This window comes from Algibacter sp. Ld11, from assembly GCF_045066735.1.
Taxonomy (GTDB): Bacteria; Bacteroidota; Bacteroidia; order Flavobacteriales; family Flavobacteriaceae; genus Algibacter.
Genome location: NZ_JBISHH010000009.1, coordinates 197,785 through 215,974 on the forward strand (window position 1 = coordinate 197,785; position 18,190 = coordinate 215,974).

The 18,190-nt window shown below is 35.2% G+C and carries 12 protein-coding genes and 1 tRNA gene; 3 read left to right on the forward strand and 10 right to left on the reverse strand.

The window, feature by feature from the left end; genetic code table 11:
* Both ACJJV4_RS05355 and ACJJV4_RS05360 read right to left on the reverse strand, forming a co-directional pair.
* Positions 1 to 798, reverse strand: coding sequence for a lysophospholipid acyltransferase family protein (locus tag ACJJV4_RS05355; protein ID WP_405292437.1), 798 nt, complete (start codon positions 796 to 798; stop codon positions 1 to 3).
* Between the two features lie 61 nt (positions 799 to 859).
* The gene (locus ACJJV4_RS05360; RefSeq protein WP_405292438.1) at positions 860 to 1,501 is read right to left on the reverse strand and encodes an NUDIX hydrolase; all 642 of its coding nucleotides are present in this window, start codon (positions 1,499 to 1,501) and stop codon (positions 860 to 862) included.
* Positions 1,502 to 1,505: 4 nt separating this feature from the next.
* Between ACJJV4_RS05360 and ACJJV4_RS05365 the strand changes: the two genes are divergently transcribed.
* Complete coding sequence (locus ACJJV4_RS05365) at positions 1,506 to 2,198, forward strand: peptidylprolyl isomerase (protein ID WP_405292439.1); 693 nt, start codon at positions 1,506 to 1,508, stop codon at positions 2,196 to 2,198.
* A 59-nt stretch (positions 2,199 to 2,257) separates the two neighbouring features.
* On the opposite strand, the gene ACJJV4_RS05370 is transcribed toward ACJJV4_RS05365, so the two are convergent.
* On the reverse strand, positions 2,258 to 2,923 hold the full coding sequence (locus ACJJV4_RS05370; protein ID WP_405292440.1) for a M15 family metallopeptidase: 666 nt from the start codon (positions 2,921 to 2,923) through the stop codon (positions 2,258 to 2,260).
* 603 nt (positions 2,924 to 3,526) lie between these two features.
* Here ACJJV4_RS05370 and ACJJV4_RS05375 point away from each other — a divergent pair.
* Positions 3,527 to 4,228, forward strand: coding sequence for a DUF4369 domain-containing protein (locus ACJJV4_RS05375; protein ID WP_405292441.1), 702 nt, complete (start codon positions 3,527 to 3,529; stop codon positions 4,226 to 4,228).
* A 66-nt stretch (positions 4,229 to 4,294) separates the two neighbouring features.
* On the opposite strand, the gene ACJJV4_RS05380 is transcribed toward ACJJV4_RS05375, so the two are convergent.
* The 4 genes from ACJJV4_RS05380 to idi all read right to left on the reverse strand — a co-directional run bounded on the left by ACJJV4_RS05380 (position 4,295) and on the right by idi (position 5,770).
* Positions 4,295 to 4,368, reverse strand: a tRNA-Thr gene (locus tag ACJJV4_RS05380).
* A 61-nt stretch (positions 4,369 to 4,429) separates the two neighbouring features.
* On the reverse strand, positions 4,430 to 4,696 hold the full coding sequence (locus ACJJV4_RS05385) for a hypothetical protein (RefSeq protein ID WP_405292442.1): 267 nt from the start codon (positions 4,694 to 4,696) through the stop codon (positions 4,430 to 4,432).
* 140 nt (positions 4,697 to 4,836) lie between these two features.
* Positions 4,837 to 5,247 carry a 6-pyruvoyl trahydropterin synthase family protein gene (locus ACJJV4_RS05390; RefSeq protein WP_405292443.1) on the reverse strand — a complete coding sequence of 137 codons (411 nt, stop codon included), beginning with the start codon at positions 5,245 to 5,247 and terminating at the stop codon, positions 4,837 to 4,839.
* 1 nt (position 5,248) lies between these two features.
* The gene (gene idi / locus ACJJV4_RS05395) at positions 5,249 to 5,770 is read right to left on the reverse strand and encodes an isopentenyl-diphosphate Delta-isomerase (RefSeq protein ID WP_405292444.1); all 522 of its coding nucleotides are present in this window, start codon (positions 5,768 to 5,770) and stop codon (positions 5,249 to 5,251) included.
* Between the two features lie 194 nt (positions 5,771 to 5,964).
* On the opposite strand from idi, the gene ACJJV4_RS05400 reads away from it, so the two are divergent.
* Positions 5,965 to 7,554 (forward strand): peptide chain release factor 3, encoded by a 1,590-nt coding sequence (locus tag ACJJV4_RS05400; protein ID WP_405292445.1) that lies wholly within the window; start codon positions 5,965 to 5,967, stop codon positions 7,552 to 7,554.
* A 65-nt stretch (positions 7,555 to 7,619) separates the two neighbouring features.
* Here ACJJV4_RS05400 and ACJJV4_RS05405 read toward each other — a convergent pair whose 3' ends face one another.
* The 3 genes from ACJJV4_RS05405 to ACJJV4_RS05415 form a co-directional block, all read right to left on the reverse strand.
* On the reverse strand, positions 7,620 to 9,590 hold the full coding sequence (locus tag ACJJV4_RS05405) for an OmpA family protein (RefSeq protein WP_405292446.1): 1,971 nt from the start codon (positions 9,588 to 9,590) through the stop codon (positions 7,620 to 7,622).
* 17 nt (positions 9,591 to 9,607) lie between these two features.
* Positions 9,608 to 10,540, reverse strand: coding sequence for a type IX secretion system membrane protein PorP/SprF (locus ACJJV4_RS05410; protein WP_405292447.1), 933 nt, complete (start codon positions 10,538 to 10,540; stop codon positions 9,608 to 9,610).
* Between the two features lie 30 nt (positions 10,541 to 10,570).
* Positions 10,571 to 18,190 (reverse strand): Ig-like domain-containing protein (locus tag ACJJV4_RS05415; RefSeq protein ID WP_405292448.1); only part of this gene is annotated, 7,620 nt, incomplete at its 5' end.

Here is an 18,190-nt window from a genome sequence, read left to right on the forward strand (position 1 = left end):
TTACCATTCGCGCTTTTTATTCAATTCTTCAAGAGCTGCAAGATCTTTTTGAGAAACTACTTTTAAAAAAGATGAATGTTGCTCTATGGCATATTCTATTTTTTCAACAATATCAGCATGCGTGTCGTTCTCGTAATCTATTTCTAAAGGTTCTTTAATTTCGAAAGATTGAAAAATATTTTTCTTTTTAATGAACAGTCCTTTTTTATCAAAAGACCTACGAAAACCATCAATAACTATTGGTACAACAATAGGCTTGTATCGCTTTATAATATGTGCCGTTCCCTTTCTAATAGGTTTAAAAGGTGTGGTTGTACCTTGCGGAAAGGTAATAACCCATCCATCTTCTAAGGCTTTTCCAATACTAGAAATATCGCTCATTTTAACCTGGCGATTTACGTCTTTACCTTCCGATCTCCAAGTACGTTCTATACTAATAGATCCCATGTAAGCTAATATTTTTGGCAATAAACCTGCTTTCATAGTCTCTTTTGCTGCTATATAATAGATATTAAGTTTTGGATCCCAGATATAGCCTATATTTTTAATAGAATCTGTTCTTCCGCTTAAACTCGCATTAAACACATGAAACATGGCTACAACATCTGCAAAATAGGTTTGATGGTTTGATACAAAAAGTACATTGGTGCCGGGTAAATCTTTTATAATTTCAGAGCCTTCAATTTGAAGTTCATTAAAGCCACGAAACCTTCTATGTGTTATCACACCGAAAATTCTAATCAGCCATTTCTTTAAAAACAATATATGTCCGAACGGATTTCTTTTAAACAATCCCATAACTCACACGTCAAATTGATTAGTTAATATACTAAAATACAAATGTAACAATTCTAGTAGATTAGAAAAGCTGTTTTAATAAGTCTTTAATTTCACTTAGCATCATTGCTGTGGCTCCCCAAACTACATGACCGTTCAAATTGAAGGCAGGCACCTCGACTTCAAGACTATACGAGGTTTTAACTGTTTTTTGAATCACGATGTTTTCATCTAAAAAATGCTGTAATTTTATTTCTATAATAGCCTCAACTTCATCATCTTGTTTAATAAAATGAGGTTCTTTGTAAGAAACACCTATAAAAGGATGCACAAAAAAGTTACTTGGCGGAATATAAACTTCGGTTAATTCTCTAATAACCTTAATATCCTTTATGGGTACACCAACCTCTTCAAAGGTTTCGCGAACAGCAGCGTCTTGCAAAGATTTATCGCTAGACTCTAATTTTCCCCCAGGAAAGGCGACTTGCCCTGAGTGCGCACCTTTATAGATTTTACGTAAGATTAAAACAAAAGTGGTTTCATTTTTAATATTGGGATAAAACAAGGCTAGAACTCCTGCCTTTTTAGCATTTTTAATAGCTTCCTTTTGTTGCCTTAAAAGTTCTTGCCGAAAAGGTGGTACCATTTTAAACTGAGAAGTCTCGGCTGGTAGCGGTATATTTTTTATTTTTGAAATCGATTCTAAAAATTCATCAAAATTCATTGATATGCGTATAGGTTTGCTTTTATGTTTCTTTTTTTTATTTCTGAATTGTGAAGATAAACAATCTAAGAAGAAATCTACTCCAGAAACTGTAGTTACAAAAACCATAAAAAAAGACACCGTAAAGAAGAAAGAACCCCCTTTTGAAAAGTTGGATTCTAGAAGCGCCATGGAGTTTTTTTTAGAATATGATAAACACCACAAAGAGAATAAAGTAAGAATAACTACCGACTTTGGAAGTTTTGATATTTTACTTTACAATGAAACTAAATTCCATAGATCGAATTTTATATTTTTAACGAAACAAAAATACTTTGTAGACACCCAATTCTATCGTGTTATTGATAATTACATGGTACAAGCAGGGAATAGCGACGATATTAAAATATCGAGAAAACGAGGGAAAATTGGTAAATACTTGTTACCACCAGATACTAAGCGTGGCTTTAAGCATGATAGAGGAGTTATTTCTATGCCAAGCAGCGCCATTGAAAACCCACATAAACTAGCGTCACCTTACGAGTTTTTTATTATTCAACAACATGGTGGATCGCATTTTCTAGATGGCGATTACACTGTTTTTGGGCATGTAACTCGTGGCATGGAGGTTATTGATAAAATTGCAGCTGTAAAAACAGGAAAAGGAGATTGGCCGTTACAAAATATATATATTCGTGATTGTGAAATTATTGAGTGATTTTTCAACTTCTATGCTTTGCCTCTCACAACCTAATATTCTCTATAAGAACCCTAGCTCTATTCAACAGGAAAATCGAAATATGTTTTAGGAAATGGTTCCCATCTAAGTGTAAAATGCCACCATTCTTTAAAATAATTTCTAAAACCATGTTTAAGCATAACCTTTTGAAGTATTTGTCGGTTTTCTTTTTGCTCCTTTGATATTTGAGAATGATTTACCCACGAGGCTTCTCCGAAAAAATCAAAAGGACTTCCCATATCTAAAACTTCGCCTGTATTTCCATCCATAATTGTTAAATCGACAGTACTACCTCTACTATGCCCGGATTTAGTTGCTATATATCCGGCTTTAAATAAGGTGCGTTTTTTAACTTCAGGATAAAAAATTGTTTTATTTATTGTATCATTTAAATCCCGAGCCCAACGCATAAAATGATTTACGCCTTGTTGCGGTCTATATCCATCATATACTTTCAAGCATAAATTTTTATCTTCCAATTCTTCTTGCACTAAACGCAAAGCTTCTGCGGCTTGCTTTGTTAAAATTAAACGGTTGGATTTATAACCGTCTACTGGTTTCCCAACAAAATTGTTACCAGTATTGTAGCGCAATTCTACATGTATATCTGGTATAATGTCTTTTACATAAACAAAACCATCTGGTAGTTGCGCAAACGAACATACAGAAGTGAGTAAAACTAAGTAGAGATATTTAAAATTCATAGTAGCGAAGTTAGCTAAAATAATGCATCACTAAAAATTGAGCATAAAAAAAACCGAGTTCCCTCAAACTCGGTTTTCTATCATTTGCTTTAGTATTATGATGTTAGATTTGGGATTCCATTTCAACTACATAATGCAAATACTAATTAATTAATCCATTGATCTAAAAAATGTGTTATTTAGAACTATTCAAATATATAACTTTAAAACCTAACCACACGATTAAAAACCTTTTAAATCGATGAAATACACTAAATTTTAACAATTCAAGACTAAATATTCAAAAAAATCGGTGAAATGCACAAATTACGACTTCCAAAAATTAAAAATTGAAGATCTATAAAACAAAAAAAGCATCCGAAAACGGATGCTTTTTTTCTAACTAACCAATCAAAATATGAGTTACACCTTTACAGTTTAAAGTAACCACTCAATAAACTTTTACATAAAGCGTAACGTTTAATCTAAAAGCAAACGGCGTGCCAAACTTTACACTCTTATCTTTTTTTAGATAGTTTTAACTAAAATATTTCAATTATCGGCATTAGCATTTAAAATATAAAAGTGAGATATTTGCTTCACTAAAAAAAAGCATAATTTTATATGAATAGAGTACTTGTATTATTACTAGTTTGTTTATTAGTTTCTTGTGGAGAAGAACAACACGATTTAACGGTTAAAGGCCATATTGATGGTTTAAAAAAAGGGACTGTTTATCTTAAAAAAGTAAAAGATTCCGCACTTGTTAATGTTGATTCTTTAATTATAAACGGAAATCCAAATTTTGAATTACATAGTAAGTTAGAGTCTCCAGAGGTTTTCTTTTTATTTTTAGATAAAAACAGTAAACAAGAAGATGGCATTTCATTTTTTGCAGATAAAGGGATTACAGAAATAAATACTTCTCTTAAAAACTTTATGTTTGATGCTAAAATTACAGGATCTAAACAGCAAAAAGTATTGGAAGATTACCAAACCATGATTAGTAAATTTAACGATAGAAACTTAGATTTAATAAAAGATAAGTTCGATGCACAAATTGCTGGAGATACCACAAAGTTAAACACTTTAGAAAAGCAATACAATAGCATTTTAAAACGTAGATACTTGTTTACGGTTAATTTCGCGCTTAACAATAAAGATAGCGAGGTTGCTCCTTATTTAGCTTTAACCGAAATATACAATGCTAAAACAAGCTTATTAGATACTATTAACGTATCGCTAACCGAAAATGTAAAAGCATCTAAATACGGACAGGAATTACAAAAATTTATTGATGACATTAAAGCTTCCGAAAAGAAATAAGAAAACCTTACATTTTAAGCATAAAAAAAGACCTTTCAAATTTGAAAGGTCTTTTTTATTTTTAAGAGCCGATGGAGGGACTCGAACCCACGACCTGCTGATTACAAATCAGCTGCTCTAGCCAGCTGAGCTACATCGGCTTTTTTAACGAGTGCAAATATAGTATCTAAAATTACATGTGCAACATTATTGTCAAAAAATTTATCCTAAATTGTTAATTTTTTCGATTAAAGCCAATCCTTTCGTTTCTAACTCTGCGTTAATAGCTTTAAAATGCGCTTTTGCGTTATCGTTTTTAGCATTTACTTTAACTATTAATTCGTCAAAAGTAGCTATCGCTTCATCAATAATTGCTTCACTTTGCTTAGTATCTTTATCTGTGTTTGCATATTCCCAAACATATACTGCTTCTATAATATCACCTAAAACATAATTAATGTCTTTTTTTAGGTTTCTAACATTTGCCATTTTAATTGCTTTTAAATTTTTTACAAAATTAAACATAAACTTCTAAACCGTTTACATTTTTAGTACTATTTTAATATTGTACTGTTATTACCACATTAAAAACTTAGATTTATTTGTATTAGATAATGAGAAACGTGTATTTATTTCCCTGAATAGGTTACAAAATTCCTTGGAGTTTCATAAAGTGTTATCGCCAAAGCTAACTTTGCATCTAACTTCGGCTTTAGTTTATTGTAGATTACCACAGCTATATTCTCCGCTGTTGGGTTTAAATTTTTAAACTCGGGAACTTCTAAATTCAAGTTTTTATGATCAAGTTGATCTTCAACTTCAACTTCTATAAGGTCTTTTAAAACCTTCATATCCATTACAAAACCTGTTTCCTTATCTATTTCACCGGTAACGCTAACTATAAGCTCGTAATTATGCCCATGAAAATTAGGGTTGTTGCATTTACCAAAAACGGCATCGTTTTTTTCAAAACTCCAATCTTTGCGATACAACCTGTGTGCCGCATTAAAATGTGCTTTTCTGTTAACTGTAACTTCCATATTAAGATATATTTATATGCTCATAGAATTTTTCAAAAATAATTTTAAACCATTCGGTATATTCTTCTGGATGTTTAGCCATATCATCTTTCACATCTTCCACAAGCATCCACTTCCAACTTTCAACCTCTTCCGGATTTATAACGGGAGCATCATTATAATGCCCTACCATAATATGGTCGAATTCATGCTCCGTCAAGCCATTATCAAAGGGTGCTTTATAAATAAAAGATGTGGTTTCTTTTAGTTCGGTAACAAAACCCATTTCTTCCTGCAAACGTCTTTTACCTGCTTGTAAATTACTTTCACCATCGCGTTGATGGCTACAACATGTGTTAGTCCAAAGTCCAGGCGAATGGTATTTAGTTAATGCACGTTGCTGCAACATTAACTCATTCTTATCATTAAAAATAAATACAGAAAATGCACGATGCAAAACTGCTTTTTCATGAGCTTCCATTTTTGGCATTAAACCAATTTGCTCATCTTTTTCGTTTACTAAAACAACTTTTTCTTCAATCATAGAAGACAAAAATACCAACTAATTTTTAAAAAAAAGAATAATACTTATTTAAACGGAAGAAGCCAAGGGGCCAATGTATGCCTAAAATGAATGGATAATGATAATTACAAGGAGTTTATCCTTTTTAAAATTTAAAACCTTATAATAAATGTATTTTTACGGCTATATTTGCAATCGCTTTTCAACATAAATTTATGAGTTTTTTAAAAGAAATACAACGCAGACGAACTTTTGGTATTATCTCGCATCCCGATGCAGGTAAAACAACCTTAACAGAAAAATTATTATTATTTGGTGGAGCAATACAAGAAGCTGGTGCCGTAAAAAGTAATAAAATTAAAAAAGGGGCCACCAGTGATTTTATGGAAATTGAACGTCAGCGTGGAATTTCGGTAGCAACATCTGTACTAGCTTTTGAGTATAATGGTATAAAAATAAATATACTAGATACACCTGGGCACAAGGATTTTGCTGAAGATACGTTTAGAACACTTACCGCTGTAGATAGCGTTATTGTTGTTATTGATGTTGCAAAAGGTGTTGAGGAACAAACAGAAAAACTAGTTGAAGTTTGCCGCATGCGTAACATACCTATGATTGTTTTTATCAATAAAATGGATCGTGAAGGTAAAGATGCATTTGATTTGTTAGATGAAGTAGAACAAAAACTCGGTCTAAAAGTAGCGCCTTTAAGTTTCCCTATTGGTATGGGTTACGATTTTAAAGGCATCTATAATATTTGGGAGAAAAACGTTAATTTATTTAGTGGTGATAGTAGAAAAGATATAGAAGAAACTATTGAAATTTCGGACTTAGCATCACCAGAATTAGATAAACTGGTTGGTGAAAAAGCTGCAAATACACTTCGTGAAGAAATTGAACTTGTTGAAGGTATTTATCCAGAGTTCAATAAAGAAACTTACCTAAATGGTGAGCAACAACCTGTGTTTTTTGGTTCTGCTTTAAACAATTTTGGAGTTCGCGAATTGCTAGATTGTTTTGTTGAAATTGCACCAAAACCAAGACCAAAGCAAAGTGAAGAGCGTTTAGTAAAACCTGACGAAGATAAATTTACTGGTTTTGTATTTAAAATACATGCCAATATGGATCCTAACCACAGAAACCGCTTAGCCTTTGTTAAAATTGTTTCGGGAGAGTTTAAACGTAACGCACCTTATTTACACGTTCGTCATAATAAAAAAGTGAAATTTTCTAGTCCGAATGCCTTTTTTGCTGAAAAGAAAGAAATTGTAGACATCTCCTACCCTGGTGATATTGTAGGTTTACAAGATACCGGAACATTTAAAATTGGTGATACTTTAACAGAAGGTGAAATTTTAAATTATAAAGGTGTACCGAGTTTTTCTCCAGAACATTTTAGATATATTAATAATGCCGACCCATTAAAATCGAAACAACTTTTTAAAGGTATCGACCAGTTAATGGATGAAGGTGTAGCACAGTTATTTACTTTAGAGCTCAATGGAAGAAAAGTAATTGGAACTGTTGGAGCACTTCAATATGAAGTTATACAATACCGACTAGAGCACGAATATGGTGCTAAATGTACCTACGAGAACTTAAATGTTTTTAAAGCTTGCTGGGTTGAACCAGAAGACCCTAAAAACGAGGAGTACAAAGAGTTTGTGAGAGTAAAACAACGTTTTCTTGCAAAGGATAAACAAGACCAATTAGTGTTTTTAGCCGATTCATCTTTCTCTTTACAAATGACACAACAGAAATACCCAAGTATTAAGTTTCACTTTGTTTCTGAATACTCTTAAAATATATTTTTACATAAAAAAAGCCACTATAAAAAGTGGCTTTTTTTATGCGTTATGTTTTGCTTCTATTTATCTAAGCAAGACTTTCCGTTTATACTTGTTACTATAAACTCACTGCGTCTATTTTTATTATGCTCTTCTTCTGTACAAGTAGATTGGTTATTAGAATCGCATTCACAATTATTAATTAACTGAGATTCGCCATAACCTTTAGCCGTTAACCTGCTAGCATCTATACCCTTGCTTATTAAGTAGTTTTTGGTAGACTTAGCTCTATTACTAGATAACGTTTCGTTATACGCATCGGTACCTCTACAATCTGTATGGCTGCGAATATCTATTTTTAATGTTGGGTATTGATTCATTAAAACTAATACCTTTTGTAAATCGACCTCAGCATCGTATCTAATATTATATTTATCAAAATCGAAATACACCACAGGGATATCTAAAATTTTAGCTAAATCGGCACATGGTGTAATGGCCTGAATATCGATTTCCAAATTCAAATCAATCACCATATCTTCTGTACCCATTAAGGTTACAAAATTCTTTTCGTCACCAATATAATCCGTCTTTTCTGCACGAATTAAAAAAGGTTCATTACAAATTAACTTAGAAAAACTATACGCTCCTGCCTGATCTGTAATAACAGTTTCTATTTTATCTCCAGATTTGGAATATAATGTTACCGTCGCTTCAGCTAGTAATTCTTGCGTGTTTTTATCTAAAACAGTTCCTTTTACAGTTTGCTCACACTCTATCGCTTTAAAACTATAAATATCGTCATCGCCTTTTCCGCCTTCTCTGTTTGATGTGAAGAAACCTTCTTTAGTTCCTAAATTTTCGTAATAACCAAAATCGTCTTTGGGACTATTTATTGGCTTTCCTAGATTTTCAACGATTAAAGGTTGATTACTTTCACGCTTATTTTCAAAATCTCTAACTACATAAACATCTAAACCACCTAAACCTGAAAGCCCGTTTGAGGAATAATACAAATCGCCCTTTTCATTTATAAAAGGAAACGTTTCTTGAGCTTCTGTATTTAAATATCCTCCTAAATTTACAGGATTACTTAAAGTACCATCTTCTAGAATATCTACTTCGTATAAATCGGATTGACCAATAGTTCCTGGCATATCTGAAGCAAAGTATAATTTTGTTCCTCGCACATTAATAGTTGGGTGTGCTACGCTATAATCGCTACTATTAAAATGAACAGGTTCTACGTTATTCCAATCACCATTTATATTTTTTGTAGACCTAAATATTTTTAATCTATTTACGCCTTCATCATCTTTTTTATAGCGTTTTTTGTAATAGTTGTTTCTAGTAAAATACATCACTTCATCATCTGGCGTAAATGCTGCTGTAGACTCGTGATACTTGGTATTAATATCATCATTTAGGGCCTCTACATTTTTATAAGAACCATCGGCTTGTTTTGTTGCTTTGTATAAATCTAGGTAAGGCTGCTTGTTCCATTGGTATATTTTTTCTCCTAATCTTGAGGAAGCAAATATTAATTGGTCTTTATATTGATTGGCACCAAAATCTGACTTTTCGGTATTTAAATCCATATTTACAACTTCTAAATCTCGGCTAACTGATAAAATTGATTCTAGATAATTTTTTTTACTAGCAAAAGCTTTCCCTCTTAAATCGTCCTTATTTGTATCATAAAATTTCTGCATCCAAGCATCCGACTCTTCATAAGATTCCGTTGCTTTTAATGCTTGAGCATATCGAAAATAATACTCACTGTCTAAATTCGTATCGCCGAAGTCCTCAAAAAGTTTTCCGTACCATTTTGATGCTTCTTTCATTTCATTATTAAAATATAACGAATTAGCTAATTTTTTCAATAGCGTAACCGAGGTATAACCGTTATTCGCAACTTCTAATAAAATATCGCTCGTTTTTGCATACGAAAAATTATCGTAAGCTTTATTTGCTTTTTGATAATCGGCCTTTTGCGAATAACTAAGTACTGCACTTAGACTTAAAAATATAGTTAGTATGTGTATTTTCATTTTCATAAAGTTAGGCTTTAAAAGAATCTTGGGGATAATAAACGTCCTGCTTTTCGTAATTCGAAACGGAGCATAATTTCGTGAGAACCACTATTGTAGTTATTTAAACCCGTGGTTGTTAAATCGTAAGCATAACCTACGTATAAGCCATCTGATATTTGAAAACCAGTAAGCAAACTAACAGAATCGTCCCAACGCCATGCTAAACCAAGCGTTAATTTTTCTCTATACAATCCATTTAATGATATATCGCCAATTACCGGTGCTCCAGAAACGGCTTTTATAAATGCTGACGGTTTCAGTTTTAAATCATTATTAATATCGAATACATAACCTGCAATGGCATAAAAATTTATACGCTCTGTAGCTATCGATTCTATAAAATCATCATAATGATCTGTGGTTAATAAATTAGGGGCAGAAACGCCTAAATACCATTCTCTATTGCTGAGATACACACCAACCCCAACGGTAGGAGATAATCTACTGACATTTTCATTAAATAGAGGGTCTGAGGTTTGATACTGACCTTTACTCCAGTCGGTACTTAATTGATGAAGTCCTGCTTTTACTCCAAACGATAGCGTTGTATAATCGTAATCCAAAGGTATGCTATAACTTAAATTAGCATCAATATAGGTTTCTTCTGCTGGTCCTAAAGCATCATTTACAACAGATAGCCCTATACCAATACGCTCGTTTCTTAATGGTGAATGAATACCTAAAGTTTGTGTTTTTGGGGCTCCATCGATACCAACCCATTGCGTTCTATATAAACCTGTTATACTCAAAACTTCTCTTTGCCCTGCATATGCCGGATTGATACTCATGGTGTTATACATGTATTGAGTATACTGCGGATCTTGCTGCGCAACGGCATCTAAACTACTAAATATGATGAAGCATATTAATAATAGAAAAGACTGCGTATTTAATTTAAATTCTTTCATTTTTATAAAATCTATTTCTTAAAGATAATATTATCTGTTAATATATAACCATCCTACCATAGGTTTTGACCCGTTTCCTAAGTCTAAAACATAATAATATGTTCCTACTGGAAGTTTTTCTGATTGAAGTACAGTACTTCTACCATCTGAAGTTCCATCCCATTCATTAGTGCTACTATAGCTTTTTTTCTTGTAAACTATATTCCCCCAACGGTTATAAACTTCTAAACTGTTATTTGGGTAATTATCTATGCAATTAATAACTAAAGTGTCCCCAAGACCATCTCCATTAGGAGAAAACTCGTTTATAACAGATACACAGCCAAGTGCTGTAACTGTAGCATCTTCTTCTAGATCGCCATCAAAATCGTCACCATCATCACTTATATCGGCAACAATTTGATTATTAGCTGTTTTTCCCGATACAGAAACACTATTACTAACTCCACCGGCATTTAAAGCTTGTTCATTAATTGTAAATGTAGCTATGTAAGTTGCTATTTCTCCTATTAATAAGGTACCTTCTGGGCTACCTAAATCTGCTCCGTCAAAAGTTGGTTCGCTAGTTAATGTTAATGTTTCATCATTTGCGTCTAAGAATGTATCTATCAAAGCGATCTCTGTTAAATCGTAATCTCCAATATTTTCAACGTAAATAGAATAACTAATTTGTTCTCCTAAATTTGTTCCTGCTACATCTGCTATTTTAGTAACAGTTATTTCTGCAACACACCCAGTTGATATTGGACTGCATGGATCTGTTTCATCTGAAATCCCCGTTGGAATTGCTTCTGTACTTGGGTCATCGATACCTGTTGTTTCTTCACAATCGGTAAAACCATCGCCATCTGTATCAACAGAACTTGAACATGCTGCGGCATTTACCGTTAAAGATACAGTTGCAGTATCACAACTTTGTGGTGTTTCACTATCACAAACTGTATAATCAAATGAATCTGTACCGCTAAATCCTGAATCTGGTGTGTATGTTACAACATCATCACTCGGATCGTTTGGTGTTCCGTTTGGATCTGTAATTACTACGGTTCCATTTGTTGGATCTGTAGTTACTAATGTGCCTGTTATTGGAACGTAATTATCATTTTCATAAACATCAACCACTAAAGGTGCATCTTGCTCTGCTTCTACTGTATCTGGCTCTACATCGACAGGTGTAGCCGTTGATGTATTTACCGTTATGGTTACAGTTGCTGTATCACAATTTCCAGGAACTGCAACTTCACAAATTGTATAAGTTACGGTGTATGTTCCAGGTGCTGTGTTAGGAGCAACATCTACGCTTCCGTCCGCATTTACTGTTAATGGTCCGTTAGTGTTTGGTGTTAACGAAATATCATTAACATCTACAGTTACTCCGTTTAAAGTATCATTATTTAAAAGATCTGTATATGTAATTCCTGTAATACCTTCTGTTGCTGTAGCCGTGTAATTATCTTCCACTGCATCGATAGGCGTTGCTTCAACTATAATAGTTACTGTTGAAGTATTACAATTAGAAGGATTTAGATTCTCACAAATTGTATAAGAAACAACATAAGTACCTGCCATAGAACCTGAAGGCACAATTACATTACCATTAATATCTATTGAAACACCATTTAATCCTCCATTACTGTCTAAAGTAATTGTGATATCTGTGTCCAAAACAGGATCTCCGTTTAAAGTATCATTGCTAGTAACATCTCCAACATTTCCTCCTGTAGTTCCGTTTATTGGAGTTGTACTAAAATCATCAACCATTGCATCGACTGCTGCCGATTCAACTAATACGGTTACTGTTGTAGTATCACAATTAGTTGGGTTTAAATTTTCACAAATAGTATATGTAATATCATAACTACCGGCTGGTGTTCCTGCTGGAACGTTTACAAGTCCATTAATATCGATACTAGCTCCTATTAAACCATCATTATCATTAAGTGTAATAGAAATATTAGCATCTGTTACAGGGTTTCCATTAAGTGTATCATTCAAAGTAACATCTCCTACTACACCTCCATCAATACCGTTAACTGGTGTTGCTGTGAAATCATCAACTATTGCGTCTATAACCGCTTCTCCTACTGACACAATAGCTGTAGTTGTGTCACAATTAGTCGGATTTAAATTTTCACAAATAGTATATGTTATGGTATACGTTCCTGAAGTTGAACTTGGAGGTACAATTATACTTCCATCATTATTGATAGCAACTCCAATTAATCCGCCATTATCATCTAAAGTAATATCAATTGAATTATCGTCTACAAGAACTCCATTTAAAGTATCATTTAATGTGACATCTCCAGCTGTCCCTCCTGTTTCACCATCGATTATAGTTGCACTGAAATCATCACTAATAGCATCAATATTTGCAGCTCCAACAACAATAGTTACTGTTGCTGTATCACAATTTGAAGGGTTTAGCACTTCGCAGATTTGATATTCTAAAACGTATGTTCCTGCCGGAGTGTTGGCTGGAACATTTATTGTTCCGTCTGTATTTATTGTTGCTCCATTTAACCCTGCAGTATCTGTTAACGACACTACAACATCATTATTTGCAAAAGGATTTGCGTTAATAGTATCTCCTCCGAATACAGAAGCTGTAATACCTCCTGTTAATCCGTTAACTGGTGCTGTTGTAAAATCATCGTTTACAGCTTCAATAATTGGAGCTTCAACAACAATAGTAATTACTGCATTATCACAGTTTCCTGAATTTATGTTTTCACATATTTGATAAATCACATTGTAACTTCCTGCTGCAGTTCCAAGAGGCACAGTGATATCTCCATTGGCATCAATGATAATACCTGTTAATCCACCATCATTAATTATAGCTATTGTTACTTCTGAAGCTAATACAGCACTACTTTCTAGTGTATCATTCAATAGAATATTTCCTGGCGCCCCACCTTCAGAACCAATAATTGGCAATGCTGTAAAGTCGTCATTTATAGCATCTATCGTTCCTGCTCCAACTTCTAAAACTGCAGTTGCTGTAGCACAGTTGGTTGGATTTATAACATCACAAATTTGATAGGTAATAGTATAAGTTCCTGCAGAAGTTCCTGCCGGAATTTCGACAACTCCATTTGTTCCAATAATAACACCTGTTAAACCACCATCAGAAGTTAATGTAACATTAACTTCACTTGAAGTTAATGGATCTCCATTGATTGTATCATTACCAAGTACATTTCCAACAGCTCCACCATTTGTTCCGTTTACCGGACTTGATATAAAATCATCTACAATGGCTTCAATTATTGGTAAATCAACTACAATTAAGGCAATTGCAGTATCACAGTTTGAAGTATTTAAAACTTCGCAAATTTGATATTCAACGTTATAAGTGCCGCCAACTGAATTCTCAGGGACATTAATTGTTCCATCGTTATTAATTGTTACTCCCGTTAAACCTCCATCATTAACTATACTTGAAGTCACTGCTGTATTAACAAAAGGGTCATTATTTAAAGTGTCATTTGTATATACTGAAGCTGTTGTTCCTCCATCTAAACCATCAAAAGAAGTTGTTGTAAAATCATTATTAACAGCATCGATAATAGCTGCACCAACTAATACTGTAACATTTGCAGAATCGCAGTTTGTTGGATTAAGATTCTCACAAATAGTATATTCTATTGTATAAGTGCCTTCAGGTGTATTTGGCGGAATAATCAAATTCCCATCGGCATCAATACTTGCACTTGGAATACCACCATCATCAGTAATAAATATTTTTCCATCATCAACAGGATCTCCGTTTAAGGTATCGTTAAGCGTAACATCGCCAGCAACACCACCTTCTAATCCATTTATAGGGTTTGAAGTAAAATCATCAGTAGTAGCTCCAATTGTTGCAGCATCAACCTCAACTGTAACTGTTGTACTATCACAATTACTTGGATTCAAATTCTCGCATATAGTATAAGCCAACACATAGGAACCAGCAGGTGTGCCAGCTGGCACATTTACCTCTCCTAAAGCACTAATACTTGCGCCTATTAGACCTCCATTATCATCTAATGTAATTGTTATTTGAGAATCTGTTACTACAACACCATCTAAAGCATCATTAAGAGTAACGTCTCCTACTATTCCTCCATCATATCCATTTATAGGCGTTACACTAAAATCATCAATTATAGCTTCGATAACTGCGTCTTCAACAGCAATAAGTGCTGTTGTAGTATCACAGTTCGTTGCAACTGCTTTTTCACAAATGGTATAAGTTATTGTGTATGTTCCTGAAGTTGTTCCTGCTGGTACGATTATATTTCCATTAGCATCAATACTTACCCCTACAAGGCCTCCATTATTATCTAAGTTTATATTAATTTCTGAATCATTGACCACAACACCATTTAAGGTATCGTTAGCAGTAACATCACCTGCAGTACCTCCTGTTTTTCCAGTTATAGGAGTTGCTGTAAAGTCGTTTACAACAGCATTAATAGTTCCACCAACTTCAATATCTACTGTCGTGGTATCACAGTTACTTGGTACGGCTTTTTCACAAATAGTATACGTTAAGGTGTAGTTTCCTGAGTCTGCATCTGCTGGTACAATGACGTTTCCGTCAGCATCAATAGTAACGCCCGTTAATCCTCCATCATTATCTAATGTGATATTGATTAAGGTATCATCTACTAGAGTGCCGTTTAAGGTATCGTTAGCTGTAACATCACCTGCTGTTCCTCCGGCAACGCCATCTACTGGACTTGCTGTGAAGTCATTGATTACAGCATCGATGGTACCATCTACTACGATATCTACTGTCGTGGTGTCACAGTTACTTGGTACGGCTTTTTCACAAATGGTATACGTTAAGGTGTAGTTTCCTGAGTCTGCATCTGCTGGTACAATGACGTTTCCGTCAGCATCAATAGTGACTCCCGTTAATCCGCCATCATTATCTAAAGTGATATTGATTAAGGTATCATCTACTAGAGTGCCGTTTAAGGTATCGTTGGCTGTTACATCGCCTGCTGTTCCTCCGGCAACACCATCTACTGGAGTTGCTGTGAAATCGTTGATAACTGCATCGATAGTGCCATCTACTACGATATCTACTGTCGTGGTATCACAGTTACTTGGTACGGCTTTTTCACAAATGGTATACGTTAAGGTGTAGTTTCCTGAGTCTGCATCTGCTGGTACAATGACGTTTCCGTCAGCATCGATAGTAACGCCGGTTAATCCGCCATCATTATCTAATGTGATGTTGATTAAGGTATCATCTACTAGAGTGCCATTTAAGGTATCATTGGCTGTTACATCGCCTGCTGTTCCTCCGGCAACGCCATCTACTGGAGTTGCTGTGAAGTCGTTGATTACCGCATCGATAGTGCCATCTACTACGATATCTACTGTCGTGGTATCACAGTTACTTGGTACGGCTTTTTCACAAATGGTATACGTTAAGGTGTAGTTTCCTGAGTCTGCATCTGTTGGTACAATGACGTTTCCGTCAGCATCGATAGTAACGCCGGTTAATCCGCCATCGTTATCTAAAGTGATGTTGATTAAGGTATCATCTACTAGAGTGCCGTTTAAGGTATCGTTGGCTGTAACATCGCCTGCTGTTCCTCCGGCAACACCATCTACTGGACTTGCTGTGAAGTCGTTGATAACTGCATCGATAGTGCCATCGACTACAATATCTACTGTCGTGGTATCACAGTTACTTGGTACGGCTTTTTCACAAATAGTATACGTTAAGGTGTAGTTTCCTGAGTCTGCATCTGCTGGTACAATGACGTTTCCGTCTGCATCAATAGTGACTCCCGTTAATCCGCCATCATTATCTAAAGTGATGTTGATTAAGGTATCATCTACTAGAGTGCCGTTTAAAGTATCATTGGCTGTAACATCACCTGCTGTTCCTCCGGCAACGCCATCTACTGGACTTGCTATGAAGTCGTTGATTACAGCATCGATGGTACCGTCTACTACGATATCTACTGTCGTGGTATCACAGTTACTTGGTACGGCTTTTTCACAAATCGTATACGTTAAGGTGTAGTTTCCTGAGTCTGCATCTGCTGGTACAATGACGTTTCCATCAGCATCGATAGTAACGCCGATTAATCCGCCATCATTATCTAAAGTGATATTGATTAAGGTATCATCTACTAGAGTGCCGTTTAAGGTATCGTTGGCTGTAACATCGCCTGCTGTTCCTCCGGCAACACCATCTACTGGAGTTGCTGTGAAATCGTTGATAACTGCATCGATAGTGCCATCGACTACAATATCTACTGTCGTGGTATCACAGTTACTTGTTACGGCTTTTTCACAAATGGTATACGTTAAGGTGTAGTTTCCTGAGTCTGCATCTGCTGGTACAATGACGTTTCCGTCAGCATCAATAGTAACGCCCGTTAATCCGCCATCATTATCTAAAGTGATGTTGATTAAGGTATCATCTACTAGAGTGCCGTTTAAGGTATCGTTGGCTGTAACATCGCCTGCTGTTCCTCCGGCAACACCATCTACTGGAGTTGCTGTGAAATCGTTGATAACTGCATCGATAGTGCCATCGACTACAATATCTACTGTCGTGGTATCACAGTTACTTGGTACGGCTTTTTCACAAATGGTATACGTTAAGGTGTAGTTTCCTGAGTCTGCATCTGCTGGTACAATGACGTTTCCGTCAGCATCAATAGTAACGCCCGTTAATCCGCCATCATTATCTAAAGTGATGTTGATTAAGGTATCATCTACTAGAGTGCCGTTTAAGGTATCGTTGGCTGTTACATCGCCTGCTGTTCCTCCGGCAACACCATCTACTGGACTTGCTGTGAAGTCGTTGATTACCGCATCGATGGTACCATCTACTACGATATCTACCGTCGTGGTATCACAGTTACTTGGTACGGCTTTTTCACAAATGGTATACGTTAAGGTGTAGTTTCCTGAGTCTGCATCTGCTGGTACAATGACGTTTCCATCAGCATCGATAGTGACTCCCGTTAATCCGCCATCATTATCTAAAGTGATGTTGATTAAGGTATCATCTACTAGAGCGCCATTTAAAGTATCATTCGCTGTAACATCGCCTGCTGTTCCTCCGGCAACACCATCTACTGGAGTTGCTGTGAAGTCGTTGATTACAGCATCGATGGTACCATCGACTACGATATCTACTGTCGTGGTATCACAGTTACTTGGTACGGCTTTTTCACAAATGGTATACGTTAAGGTGTAGTTTCCTGAGTCTGTATCTGCTGGTACAATGACGTTTCCGTCTGCATCGATAGTAACGCCGGTTAATCCGCCATCGTTATCTAATGTGATGTTGATTAAGGTATCATCTACTAGAGTGCCATTTAAGGTATCGTTGGCTGTAACATCGCCTGCTGTTCCTCCGGCAACGCCATCTACTGGACTTGCTGTGAAGTCGTTGATAACTGCATCGATGGTACCGTCTACTACGATATCAACTGTCGTGGTATCACAGTTACTTGGTACGGCTTTTTCACAAATGGTATACGTTAAGGTGTAGTTTCCTGAGTCTGCATCTGCTGGTACAATAACGTTTCCGTCAGCATCAATAGTAACGCCCGTTAATCCGCCATCATTATCTAAAGTGATGTTGATTAAGGTATCATCTACTAGAGTGCCGTTTAAGGTATC